The organism is Aquirufa esocilacus (assembly GCF_042715595.1).
Lineage (GTDB): Bacteria > Bacteroidota > Bacteroidia > Cytophagales > Spirosomataceae > Aquirufa > Aquirufa esocilacus.
The window spans coordinates 1,001,248-1,014,350 of sequence record NZ_JBBKXX010000001.1; the positions used below are offsets into that span (position 1 = coordinate 1,001,248).

13 protein-coding genes are annotated in these 13,103 nt (G+C 38.4%); 6 read left to right on the forward strand and 7 right to left on the reverse strand.

Annotated elements, in window-relative coordinates:
- Positions 1–25 precede the first annotated feature (25 nt).
- From lepB to SKC37_RS04430, 5 genes are read right to left on the reverse strand one after another with little or no spacing between them, the layout of a single operon-like run.
- On the reverse strand, positions 26–1,180 hold the full coding sequence (gene lepB / locus SKC37_RS04410; RefSeq protein WP_377980289.1) for a signal peptidase I: 1,155 nt from the start codon (positions 1,178–1,180) through the stop codon (positions 26–28).
- A gap of 1 nt (position 1,181) precedes the next feature.
- Positions 1,182–1,895: a 4-hydroxy-tetrahydrodipicolinate reductase gene (dapB, locus tag SKC37_RS04415; protein ID WP_377980290.1), complete on the reverse strand. Its 714-nt coding sequence runs from the start codon at positions 1,893–1,895 to the stop codon at positions 1,182–1,184.
- Between the two features lie 2 nt (positions 1,896–1,897).
- Positions 1,898–2,461, reverse strand: coding sequence for a DUF5683 domain-containing protein (locus SKC37_RS04420; protein ID WP_377980291.1), 564 nt, complete (start codon positions 2,459–2,461; stop codon positions 1,898–1,900).
- A gap of 29 nt (positions 2,462–2,490) precedes the next feature.
- Positions 2,491–3,411: a ParB/RepB/Spo0J family partition protein gene (locus SKC37_RS04425; protein ID WP_377980292.1), complete on the reverse strand. Its 921-nt coding sequence runs from the start codon at positions 3,409–3,411 to the stop codon at positions 2,491–2,493.
- Between the two features lie 10 nt (positions 3,412–3,421).
- The gene (locus tag SKC37_RS04430) at positions 3,422–4,201 is read right to left on the reverse strand and encodes a ParA family protein (protein ID WP_377980293.1); all 780 of its coding nucleotides are present in this window, start codon (positions 4,199–4,201) and stop codon (positions 3,422–3,424) included.
- An 80-nt stretch (positions 4,202–4,281) separates the two neighbouring features.
- Here SKC37_RS04430 and SKC37_RS04435 point away from each other — a divergent pair, with 80 nt between their 5' ends.
- Both SKC37_RS04435 and SKC37_RS04440 read left to right on the forward strand, forming a co-directional pair.
- Positions 4,282–5,895 (forward strand): peptide MFS transporter, encoded by a 1,614-nt coding sequence (locus tag SKC37_RS04435; RefSeq protein WP_377980294.1) that lies wholly within the window; start codon positions 4,282–4,284, stop codon positions 5,893–5,895.
- Between the two features lies 1 nt (position 5,896).
- Complete coding sequence (locus tag SKC37_RS04440) at positions 5,897–6,598, forward strand: VIT1/CCC1 transporter family protein (RefSeq protein ID WP_377980295.1); 702 nt, start codon at positions 5,897–5,899, stop codon at positions 6,596–6,598.
- Here the strand turns inward: SKC37_RS04440 and ggt are convergent.
- Positions 6,592–8,274: a gamma-glutamyltransferase gene (ggt, locus tag SKC37_RS04445; RefSeq protein WP_377980296.1), complete on the reverse strand. Its 1,683-nt coding sequence runs from the start codon at positions 8,272–8,274 to the stop codon at positions 6,592–6,594. The genes SKC37_RS04440 and ggt overlap by 7 nt on opposite strands.
- Positions 8,275–8,400: 126 nt before the next feature.
- Here ggt and SKC37_RS04450 point away from each other — a divergent pair, with 126 nt between their 5' ends.
- The gene (locus SKC37_RS04450) at positions 8,401–9,639 is read left to right on the forward strand and encodes an aminotransferase class I/II-fold pyridoxal phosphate-dependent enzyme (RefSeq protein ID WP_377980297.1); all 1,239 of its coding nucleotides are present in this window, start codon (positions 8,401–8,403) and stop codon (positions 9,637–9,639) included.
- A 177-nt stretch (positions 9,640–9,816) separates the two neighbouring features.
- A complete protein-coding gene (locus SKC37_RS04455; RefSeq protein WP_223130792.1) occupies positions 9,817–9,996 on the forward strand; it encodes a histone H1 in 180 nt (59 codons plus the stop codon).
- 52 nt (positions 9,997–10,048) lie between these two features.
- On the opposite strand, the gene SKC37_RS04460 is transcribed toward SKC37_RS04455, so the two are convergent.
- Positions 10,049–10,453 (reverse strand): MaoC family dehydratase, encoded by a 405-nt coding sequence (locus SKC37_RS04460; protein ID WP_377980298.1) that lies wholly within the window; start codon positions 10,451–10,453, stop codon positions 10,049–10,051.
- 69 nt (positions 10,454–10,522) lie between these two features.
- On the opposite strand from SKC37_RS04460, the gene SKC37_RS04465 reads away from it, so the two are divergent.
- Both SKC37_RS04465 and dnaA read left to right on the forward strand, forming a co-directional pair.
- On the forward strand, positions 10,523–11,362 hold the full coding sequence (locus SKC37_RS04465) for a diacylglycerol/lipid kinase family protein (protein ID WP_377980299.1): 840 nt from the start codon (positions 10,523–10,525) through the stop codon (positions 11,360–11,362).
- A 275-nt stretch (positions 11,363–11,637) separates the two neighbouring features.
- Positions 11,638–13,068: a chromosomal replication initiator protein DnaA gene (dnaA, locus tag SKC37_RS04470; RefSeq protein WP_377980300.1), complete on the forward strand. Its 1,431-nt coding sequence runs from the start codon at positions 11,638–11,640 to the stop codon at positions 13,066–13,068.
- The last annotated feature ends 35 nt before the right edge of the window (positions 13,069–13,103 follow it).

Here is a 13,103-nt window from a genome sequence, read left to right on the forward strand (position 1 = left end):
GGCAGCTCGAGAGCTGCCTTTTTCATTAGTCTACAAATCTAAAAAGTCGATTCCAACGAATCTTGTTCCAAGAGAATAAAGGCTTATTCGGATCTAACGACATCCAAACAAAGAATGCCTTACCTACGATGTGATCTGACGGAACGAATCCCCAGAAACGAGAATCAGCCGAATTGTGGCGATTATCCCCCATCATAAAATAATAATCCTGCTTAAAGGTATAAGACGTAATTGCCTTACCATCTATCGTAATTTGATAACCATTAACGACTACATTCTTATTCCCCTCGTATTTCTGAATCGCTTCTCCGTACAAAGCTACATTTCCGGGTGTTAATGGAACTGTTAAACCTTTCGCAGGCACCTTTAAAGGACCATAGAAATCTCGGTTCCATTTAAACAAGGTTGTATCGTGTGGGAAAATATCAACAAAAGTGACCCCTTTAGGATCCTTGAATAAATTGGTATCAAACGTTTTCTTAAAAGGCAACGCTTGAATCTCCTCCATCATGGCTTTCGAAGTATTCATTTTATACCCCCATAAAACATTTTGAGAATCAGGTTCTGCTAACGGTAACCAATCTGCAGAATCATAACTGGCATCTGGGGAATTACGTATACCGTATTCTTCAAAAAATTTCTCATCTAAATTTTCTTTCGATTTCATGAAAATTGGATGCTGCATCCGGACTGGATTTTCCATTGATTTTCCATTCACAGTCACTTGTTGATCACGCACCTCTAACACATCACCGGGAGTTGCCACGCAACGTTTCACATAAAAAGTACGCAAATCTACCGGTGCATCTCCATCTTCATCGAAATTAGGCACATTAAAGACAACCGCATCCCCTTGTTTGACAGACGAGAATCCCGGAAGACGGAAAATAGGTAAATCTAACCAACGTAAATAGGAGGGAATATCCGTAAACCAAATTTTTTGGTGCGTTAATGGTAATTGCAAAGGTGTCTTAGGCGTACGAACCCCGTAATGCAATTTACTAACGAATAAGAAGTCCCCTACCATTAAAGAACCCTCCATGGAGGGAGTAGGAATCGTATATGCTTCAAAAATAAAAAAGCGAATTAAGGTGGCAGCCACAACAGCGAATGCAACAGAATCTAACCATTCCCTGAAAGCCGATTTTTGTTTTTTAGGTGTTTCTTTTGTTTCCTTCATCTTATTTTAACATATCGTCCATACCTAGAACGCCTTTTTTATCTTGAACCCATTCCGCTGCAATCACAGCGCCTAAGGCAAATCCCTCGCGGCTAAAAGCCTCATGGGTAATTTCAATTTGATCTACTTTGGAAATATACTTCACCGTATGCGTGCCCGGAATAATGGATTCACGTTGAGACCATATGGCCACCTCATTCGCTGCCGGAATCTCATTATTCACCCAGTTATCTTTCGAAGCATACGCATCAATAATGCCCTCTGCAATAGTAATTGCAGTTCCACTAGGTGAATCTTTCTTTTCCAAATGGTGAATCTCATTTGTGTAGATGTCATATTCCTGGTGTGGAGACATCAATTGAGCTAACATTTTATTTAACCGAAAGAACAAATTCACCCCGATCGAATAGTTAGACGCATAAAAGAATGTCGAATTCTTTTCTTTCGTTAAAGACTCCACCTCTGATTTCTTCTCTAACCAACCCGTCGTTCCACAAACCACGGGGATTTGTTTTTCAATACAGGTTAGTATATTGGAATAAGCAGAAGCTGGATTAGAGAATTCAATGGCAACATCCACCTCAGAAGAGGATAAGGCCTGTAAATCAGCCTGATTATCTACATCTATTTTAGCTACAATCGAATGGCCACGACCTAACGCCAAGCGCTCAATCTCTTTACCCATTTTACCATAACCAATTAAAACTATCTTCATCTTTATTTAAAATTAAATGATAAGGTAATGCCAGATACCAAACTTTGAGAAAAAGGCTGATAATCCACAGTTGGTTTTACCTTCAAACTAATATCATCTGAGACATCAAATGTTCTCAAATGAGCACTCACATTCGCATCTACCACATTTAAAGTCCACGCTAAAACCATACCAATGTAGGTATAATCCCTATTTCTTCGGTACCCGTCTGTCAACCGCTTTAACTGATTGACATCTAAATCCCGTATCGTTCCATCTTCATATGGCACTTCAACCGTGGTAGGCGGTTTGTATGATGGGTCATCGACATGGGGAGAAACTTGGTAATAAAATTCTCTGTACTTCGAATAACGCACATGATTCCAATTTGCAATCATCCCTAATGAAACAAATGCCCCAGCTACCAAGGGCAATTTCCAATATTGTCTGTTATATAATTGGCCCCACCCCGGGATCATTAATGACTTCAATGTGGCTTGTCGCGGAATGATTTTATAGGGCTTAACCACTGGCTTTACTTGCACAGAGTCTTTCAAATCCACGGCTGTTAAGCTAATAGGTAGCAACAAAACTATAAGAATGACCCGAAAGTGCATTATTGAACTTTGTTAAGAATGGTTAAAAGCTCCTCTTTCGTCTTAAAGCTTAACTTGATCTCCCCCTCTCCTTTTTCATTCATTTTCAACGCAACAGGTGCTTTGAAAAATGATTTCAAGGTTGCTTGCCAAGCTTGAAGTTCCTGAGCTGAAACCTTGACCGAGGCTGTTCCAGACGCAGGTGTATCCATAGTACCAGACTGGCGAACAGCATCTTCCAGACGCCGAACGGACCAATCTTCAGCGATCGCTTTTTGAAATAATGCATTCTGCAAAGCGGTGTCTTCTAAAGAAATTAAACAACGAGCGTGACCCATCGATAATTTATTATCACGAATAGCCACTTGAATGTGTGGCGGCAATTTCAACAATCGCATGTAATTCGTCACGGTGGAACGGTTCTTACCTACTCGAGCACCCAAATCCTCTTGTTTCAAATCACACTCCTCCATCAATCGCTTGTAGGAAAGGGCAATCTCGATGGCATTTAGGTTCTCCCTTTGAATGTTCTCGATCAAGGCCATTTCGATCATTTGTTGATCGTCAGCCGTCCGAACATAGGCTGGAACCGTCTTTAAGCCTGCAATTTTTGAAGCTTGAAAACGACGTTCCCCTGAGATTAATTGGTATTTTTTGGCAGAAACCTTACGAACCGTAATAGGTTGAATAATACCTTGCACACGGATAGACTCTGCTAATTCTTGTAAAGCCTCCGGTGCAAAATATTCACGTGGTTGAAATGGATTAGTCTCGATCAATTCTAAGGCAATCTCATCCATCAGATTAACCCCCTCCAAACTCCCTGCGAAATCGGATGGATGACGCGCCTGTATGCCACCTCCATCAGAATCCTCTAATAAGGCACCTAAACCACGACCTAAACCCGTTCTCTTCTTTGCGTTTTCTTGCTTTGCACTCATATGATAAAACCTACGTGGTCACTAATAAACCATTCTTACGAATAATCTCTTTAGCCAAATTCAAATAACTAATTGCCCCTTTACTGTCTGCATCATGTAAAATAGCAGGTACACCAAAACTAGGCGACTCTGACAAACGAATATTACGTGGAATAATCGTTTCAAAAACCATATTCTTAAAGTGAGAATTCACTTCATTTACTACCTGATTCGATAAGCGCAAACGTAAATCGTACATCGTTAATAGTATACCCTCTATAACCAAAGACGTATTTAAACGAGATTGAATAATCTTAATTGTATTTAACAATTTACCCAAACCCTCTAAGGCATAATATTCACATTGAACGGGAATAATCACAGAATCTGCCGCAGTAAGGCTATTAATAGTAATTAACCCCAATGACGGCGAACAATCCATGATGATAAAATCATATTGATCTTTCACCACTTCTAACGCTTCTTTCATCTTCCGTTCTCGATTATTTAAATTAATCATTTCAATTTCCGCACCTACTAAATCGATATGTGATGGAATGATGTCTAAAAAAGGGACTTCAGTGGGTAGAATACTTTCTTGTACGCTAGACAGACCTACCATACATTCGTAGATACTGTTCTTCACTTCTTTCGGGTTAAACCCTAATCCTGAGGTGGAATTAGCCTGTGGATCCGCATCTATCAACAAGGTTTTGAATTCAAAAGCAGCTAAACTGGCAGCTAAATTAATAGCCGTCGTTGTTTTACCTACTCCCCCTTTTTGATTTGCAATTGCGATTGTTTTGCCCATAGGATGTTTACCGAAATGAATTAACAATATTACAAAAAAGGTTTCACATCTATCTCGAAATTAAATTACATTCTTGTATCTTGTCATCAAAAATTCAGCAAACCTATATGTCATCAAACAGTACATCACACCCTAAAGGACTTTATTTTTTGTTTTCAACAGAAATGTGGGAACGTTTTAACTTTTATGGGATGCGCGCTCTTCTATCGCTATTTTTAGTACACGCGCTAGATTTTTCTCAATATAATTCCTCTATCTTATATGGTGGATTTTTAGGCCTCAGTCTATTAACACCTATGCTAGGTGGTTACATCTCCGATCGGTATATTGGTAACCGAAATAGCATCATTGTAGGTGGCTTTGCGATGGCTTTTGGGCAACTATTATTATTTAGTTCAGCAAGTTCATTTAAGCTTGATATTAATTTAGCAACTAATTTTATGTATGGAGGTTTGCTGTTTGTGATTTTAGGCAATGGTTTCTTTAAACCTAATATTTCTTCGATGGTAGGTCAGTTGTATGCCAAAGGGGATAGCCGCCTAGATGCCGCATTCTCCATATTTTATATGGGAATTAATACAGGCGCAACCCTAGGTATGTTAATTTGTCCTTGGTTAGGTGATGTCGTTATAAATGGGGTTCGGATGACAGAATCATTCAAATGGGGCTTTTTAGCTTCTGGTATTGCGATGCTTATCGGTACAACTACGTTTGTTATTTATAGAAGCATCTTTTTAAAATCAGAGGATGGTCAAGAAATCGGATTAGCCCCTACATTTAAGCAAATGAAACAAGATGCTTCTGAAACTGAAAAAGCAGAGTTTTCCATAAAATTTATTCTAATCACAATCCTTTTATTTGTCACTTTCACCTTGGGTTTTCATCAATTATTTAAAGAGGAAATACCAAATTTGATAAACGATTGGGTTTATCCGGTCATATTTTCCTCATTTTTTAGTTTGGGATTTCTCATTATTACCGAAAAAAACCTTTCCAAAATTGAGAGAGATCGAATTATGGCCATCTTTATTATTGCATTTTTTGTCATTTTCTTTTGGGCAGCCTATGAACAGGCGGGATCTTCTTTAACTTTCATTGCAGATAAACAAACTGATTTAAACTTTCTTGGCTTTCAATTGCCACCAAGTTCAGTACAAAATGCTAGTTCTATATTTATTATATTATTGGTATTACCTTTTAGTTGGCTATGGATTCGACTTGCCAAAAAAGGTATTGAACCGAACTCACCAAGTAAACAAGCTATCGGCCTGCTTTTATTATCTATTGGTTATTTAATTATCGCAATGAAAGTAAACAACTTGGGAGGTGATAAATTAGGGGTGATTTGGTTATTCATCATGTATTTATTTCACACAATGGGCGAATTGAGTCTTTCACCTATTGGACTATCATTAGTTTCACAGTTAGCTCCTAAGCGTTTCTCCTCATTATTAATGGGGGTGTGGCTATTAGCTATTGGTGCAGGTTCTGCCCTAGCTGGTAAATTAGGAACTTTATTACCCCCTGCCACCGCAGTGGCGGGCCAAACGGTCTTTCCTAGTTTCTTAGGGTTTGAGATCAAAAACCTCTATGATTTTTTTATTTTATTTGTAATAATGGCCGGAATTGCCTCTGTAATTTTGTTTGGCCTGGCGAATGGTCCACTTAAACGTATGATGCACGGCATCCGATAATATGAATTCACACGATCATCATTTACATGAACAACATTTAAAAAGTTCTGACTTCATTACGGATATCGTAATCGGGATGTCAGATGGCTTGACAGTACCCTTTGCCTTAGCAGCTGGACTTTCTGGTGCAGTAGCATCAGCAAGCATAGTAACTACTGCAGGAGTCGCAGAAATCGTAGCTGGTTCTATAGCCATGGGACTGGGTGGTTATTTAGCCGGCCAAACAGAGCAAGAGCACTACGAGTCAGAATTGAAACGCGAATACGAGGAAGTTGAGCGTGTACCAGAGAGAGAAAAACAAGAAATCAGAGATGTATTTGCAGATTATGGATTGAGCCCAGAAGCACAAGAAATCGTCGTAGAATGCATTTCCAAGGATAAAGACAAATGGGTGGACTTTATGATGAGATTCGAATTAGGATTGGAACGTCCAAACCCTAATCGCGCCAGAAACTCAGCCCTTACTATTGGAATATCATATATTGTGGGTGGTTTCATTCCACTTCTACCCTATTTCTACGTTGAAAAACCTCAGGACGGTTTAATCTACTCAGCGGAAGTAACTATTTTGGCTTTATTGGTATTTGGCTATTTCAAGAGTAAAGTAACCGGTCAAAACCCCATCATTGGATCATTAAAAGTAACCTCCATAGGTGCGGCAGCTGCCGCTGCCGCTTATTTCGTCGCTACCCTATTTCAATAGGCTGACACCGTATCATCCCCACGGGAATCTGCACCACCTTGCAGGTTCCCATTAGGTAGCACTAATATCCCCTCTACTAAACCAATGGCTGAAACAGGAGCAAAAGTGTAGCCTTTCTCTTGCAGACGAATTTGTTGTTCTTCTGAAAAACGCTTTGGCTCTGCCGTAATTTTCTCTGGCATCCATTGGTGATGAAAACGAGGATATTCCACCGCTTGCTGCATATTCATCCCCATTTCTAAGGTATTCAACACTACCTGAAAGACACTTGTAATAATGGTAGAGCCGCCTGGCGTTCCTACGACCATCTTTAATTGACCATCCTCTTCCACAATCGTAGGAGTCATACTCGAAAGCATTCGCTTATTGGGTTGAATTTCATTCGCCTTGGAACCGATTAAACCGTAAAGATTGGGTGCACCTGCTTTGGCAGAAAAATCATCCATTTCATCATTAAGTAGGAAACCTGCGCCGCCTACAAACACCTTAGATCCATAGGAATTATTTAAGGTCGTGGTAATGGAAACGGCATTACCCTCCTTATCTACAATACTGTAATGTGTTGTTTCGGGGCTTTCATATCCAGGAAAAGCACCTGCTTGAATATCAGCACTCTTCGTTGCTTGGGTAAAATTCATCGAAGCCATTCGAGACGCGGAATAGGCGGAATCGATTAATTCGTTAACAGGAACTTTGACAAAATCCGGATCTCCTAACCAGTTAGACCGATCTGCATATACGCGTCTCTCTGCTTCTACCATTACTTGAATTGTCGAATCAGATGTAGGGCCCCACTTATGGAGAGAATAGGGAGCTACCATTTGCAAAAGTTGTGCTAAAGCCACACCACCACTACTTGGCGGTGGCATTCCAATAATTTGGTAATTCTTGTATTTACTTTTAATAGGTGTACGCCAAACTGCTTGATAATTCTTTAAATCTTGTTTAGTAATCAAACCATGCTGACCATTCATCTCTTTTACAATAAAATCAGCCGTTTGACCCGTATAAAACCCTTTTGCTTTCTTCTTTAAAATCAATTCCAATGTATTGGCCAGATCTGATTGAATCAACAAATCACCTACTTTCCACTCTTTCCCCTCCTCGGATAACAAATAATTTTTACCTGGATTCTCTTTGATAAATTCAGCTCTTAATCGGTTTAAACCTCTGGCTTCCTTTTCTGTTAAAACTAAACCAACTCTAGCTAATTCAACCGCAGGCTGCAATAAAACGGCCCATGGTAAACGCCCTAATTTATCATGCATCTCTTGCATACCAGCCACTGTCCCTGGAACTCCAACGGAGAAAATACCTGTCATGCTTTTGCCTGGGATAATTTTACCCTCAGTATCTAAATACATGTCTCTGGAGGCTGCAGCTGGCGCTTTCTCGCGGTAATCTAACGCTTTTACATTTCCTTCCTTATCCCTGTAAACAAGGAATCCACCTCCACCAATATTTCCCGCAGAGGGATGGCAAACAGCTAAGGCGAAATTAACTGCAACAGCAGCATCAATCGCATTGCCCCCTTTTTTCAAAATGGCTAAACCAATTTCAGATGCGGCGGGATGCGTAGAAACTACCATACCTTGTTTTCCCTCAATGACAGGTTTTTTTGTACTTTGAGTAAAAGCAGAGAAAGACAACAAAAGGAGAAAAAAATACTTGGTCATACAGGTAAGTTTTGAAATGAAATGACAAATTAATAGAATCGGATGATTTACTAACATTGTGATAATAAAAATATAATTTAACTTTGTGATTATTTAAAGATTTTTTCAATAAAACGTATACTAACAGTGGATATTTTCGAGAAGGTAGCTAATAACATGGGGCCAATCGGTGCACATGCACATTATTCCCATCATTATTTTTCATTCCCCAAATTAACAGGCGAATTAGGCCCACGAATGACTTTCATGGGCAAAGAAATGTTAAACTGGTCATTAAATAATTATTTAGGACTAGCGAATCATCCAGAAGTTAGAAAAGCAGATGCAGACGCTACCGCAAAATATGGCTTAGCTTACCCCATGGGTGCGCGTATGATGTCGGGTAACACAGACGAACATGAAGAATTTGAACGTCAATTAGCTGAATTCGTAGGAAAAGAAGATGCGTTCTTGTTAAACTATGGTTACCAAGGGGTCATGTCTGTTATCGAATGTATGGTGGATCACAAAGATGTGATTGTGTATGATGCAGAATCTCACGCTTGTTTAATCGATGGTATTCGTCTTCACAAAGCTAAAATGGGCCAATACTATAAGTTCAACCACAATGACATGGATTCATTGCGTAAAAACTTAGAGCGAGCAACTAAAATTACAAACGAAACAGGTGGAGGTATTTTAGTCATTACGGAAGGTGTTTTCGGGATGTCTGGAAAAGTAGGATCATTAGACAAGATTGTGGAAATGAAAAAAGACTTCAATTTCCGTATGCTAGTAGATGATGCACACGGTTTTGGAACGATGGGTGACAATGGAAAAGGGGTAGGTGAATACTTGAACTGTACGGAAGGAATTGACTTATATTTCTCCACTTTTGCAAAATCAATGGCAGCTATCGGAGCCTTTGTAGCTGCACCTAAGGAGATTATCATGTATTTAAAATACAATATGCGTTCTCAAACTTATGCGAAAGCATTGCCAATGCCCTTTGTGATAGGTGGAATGAAGCGCTTAGAACTAATTAAGAAACACCCAGAATTAAGAGAAACACTTTGGGCAAATGTTCGTGCTTTACAAAAAGGTTTGAAAGATAAAGGTTTTGATATCGGAGAAACTCAATCTCCGGTAACTCCCGTATTCTTACATGGTGATTATGATATTGCAGCCGTTACGAAATTAGTCCGTGACTTACGTGAAAACATGGGTATCTTCTGTAGTATAGTTGTTTATCCGGTAGTACCTAAGGGCCAAATCATGTTAAGAATCATTCCTACCTCATCTCACAGCTTAGCAGATATTGAATATACTTGCGACTGTTTTGCTGAAGTTCAAAAAAGATTGAAATCAGGCTACTACGCGCAATAATTGATTGATTAACCGGTATTTTTTTGTGAAAATTGGATTTTTTTGAATTTTTTTTCTGTTTTTTCTTGATTTTAATTTGCACAGAACAAGTTTTTTACTAAATTTCGCTTATTAAAGCTCATTTAAGGGCATAAAGACAATCTAATATTATTTACACAACCTAAAAAACAAATTATCATGAGTAGATTTGCACAAGTAAAGGACTTAATTTTATCTTTAGAAGGAGATTTCGAAAAATTCTACGATAAAGGAAATCAAGCAGCTGGTACTCGCGTAAGAGGTGGTTTACAACAATTGAAAACTTTAGCACAAGAAATTCGTACTGAAGTTCAAAACAAGAAAAACTCAGGAAAATAATTTTTCCCCTCTTTGATAAAAAAAGCCCAATTTTCATTGGGCTTTTTTTATGTTAAAACAATTCAGCATGCATGGCTGATGCTAGGCCATCTACCATTAATTTACCACGTTCTAATTCAAAGACTTGGGTTGAAATTTCAGCCGTGTGCTTGGCTGGATTCGTACTTACAATTTCAAACTTGGCTTTATAGGTCAATCCCACATAAAGTGGTCGCTTAAACTCAGAGACCTGCTTTAGGTAGACACTCCCCTCTCCAGGAAACTCCATACCCATCACACGAGAGAAAACACTCGCAATTAATGCGCCATGAATGATGGGTTTTTTAAATGGAGTGTTGGCTGCATAGGCCTCATCCCAATGCAATGGATTAAAATCCCCTGATATTTTACAGAAATCATTCACTTGTTCTTGAGTGAATGAGAACTCAATTTCATACGAGTTACCTACTTCTAACATAGTTTGATCATTTTTTGTAAAATTAAACCAAATTTTGATTCTATTTTTGTGGGTATCTAATTTATTCCCATGATTCATTTTATTCTAAATCCGAATGCAGGAACTAATTCTCCTCAAAAACGGGCACGAATACGAACGGTTCTGGAAGCTATTCCTACGGCTAAGGTTTGGCTAACAGAAAAGGTAAATCATGCGAAAGAATTAACTCAAAAAGCCATCAACGAGGGGGCTACTAAAATCATCGCCATAGGTGGTGATGGAACAATTAACGAAGTCGCATCCACTCTTTTATACAGCCATATCCCGTTAGGAATTATACCTATGGGATCAGGCAATGGCTTAGCAAGGCATTTAGGAATCCCCTTATCTTTTGAAATGGCACTAGAACGAGCCCTAACTGGAACGTTGATAACCATTGATTCAGCAAAGTGGAACAATCGAATGTTTTTTTGTACCGCTGGTATTGGATTTGATGCCACTGTTGCGGCAAATTTTGCCCTAAGAGGAAAACGAGGTTTTATTAATTATATCTATTCTACTTTTGTGTCACTTATTACTTACCGTCCAGTTATTATAGATGAATTAGGTCCCATATTCTCTTTCACCGTCGCCAATGCCAATCAATTTGGAAATAATGCCTACATATCACCTGAATCAGATTTACAAGATGGTCTATTAGAGGTTATCCAAATAAATCCAGGCACAACTCTACAATTAGTGCATCTTGGAATAAGTCTATTTCGCAAAAAGTTACATTTACATCCATTGGTGAACATTAAAACGGTCAAATCCTTGCAATTCCATGCCCCAAAAGGAATCCCGTATCATTTAGATGGAGAAAGTTTGGTACTTGAAAATGATAGCGTAGAGATTACAATTATTCCCAACTCGCTTCTGGTAGTTAAATAATTTTCTTATACTTTTTCAAGTAAAAGAATGATTTAACTACACTTAATTTGAACAATTTTTAGAAGCAAATATTTGTTCATTTTTTTTCGCAAAAAAACTGGATTTATTTTCGTTTTCAAATTTGGAACGACATCTTATTTTACTATTTTTGTCTCCCCGCTTAAGAAAAATAGTTACCGTTTTCTTAGTACAGAACCAGTAGAAACTTATAAACATATTTTCCCAGGTGAATTCCTCAAAAATTCACCCTAAGAACTGTTTGACCTAAAATATTAATGCAAATCGAAGTTAGAGACTTGTGGAATCAATGCCTGAATATCATCAAAAATGATATTACAGAACAAAGTTTCGCAACTTGGTTTGCACCGATTGTTCCGCTTAAATTCCAAAACAACACGTTAACTATACAAGTCCCATCGCAGTTCTTCTACGAATGGCTTGAAGAGAAGCACGTTTCGGATTTACGGAAAGCAATTGATCTTACCATCGGACGTCAAGGTATGTTAGAGTATTCCATCGTGATCGACAAGGGCGATCGCAAGAATCCTCCCATCACATTTAATCTTCCGCCGACTAAGCAAGGACAAAATTCAACCGATAAAGGAAGTAATTTCCCTAACCCTGCTAAGAGCCCATTTGAGCTCAAAAATTTAGATTCATTAGAATTAGATTCTTATTTAATTCCAAAATATACTTTTGACAAATTTATTGAGGGTGATTGCAATCGCCTGGGTCGCGCGGCAGGTATGGCCGTTGCTAACAAACCAGGTTTAACTGCCTTTAACCCCTTAATGATATATGGAGGTGTTGGCTTAGGAAAGACTCACTTAATTCAGGCGATAGGTAATCAAATCAAAGATTCGTTTCCAGATAAATTTGTTTTATACGTTTCTACAGAGAAGTTTACCAATCAATTTGTCAATGCCATCCGAAATAATTCCATCGAGGCATTCACTAATTTCTATTTACAGGTAGATGTATTGATCATTGACGATGTTCAATTCTTATCTGGTAAAGAGAAGACACAAGAAACATTCTTTAATATCTTCAATCACCTACATCAATCGGGAAAACAAATCATTCTTTCATCAGACCGCGCTCCTAGAGACTTAGCTGGAATGGAAGATCGCTTATTATCTCGTTTTAAATGGGGATTAACGGCTGATTTACAGCAACCGGATTTCGAAACAAGAATTGCCATCATTCAAAAGAAACTACAGGAAGATGGAATACAAATCGATTTTGATGTATTAGAATACCTAGCCCATTCGATTCAAACTAACGTTCGTGAGCTAGAGGGTGTTATTATTTCTTTAATGGCACAAGCCTCACTTACACGTAAAGAGATTGATTTAGAATTAGCTAAGTCTACTCTAAAAAGTATTGTTAACGAACAAGAAAAAGAGTTAAGTGTAGAAAGTATTTTGGACGTGGTTACAAATCACTTTGATGTGGATTTAGAAACTTTACGTGGGAAATGCCGCAAAAAAGAAAATGTATTCCCGCGCCAAATAGCCATGTACATGCTAAAGGAATTAACAAATTTACCTTTAAAGTCGATTGGTTACCATTTTGGCGGACGAGATCATAGTACAGTAATACATGCAGTACAAGCTGTATCCGAGGCGATGGAAATAGACCAAAATGTCGAAAAGACCATTCGAAACCTCTTTACTCGATTCAATCTCAAAGGAGTTCAATCATAAAAAAAGCGACTAATTTCTTAGCCGCTTTTTTTATT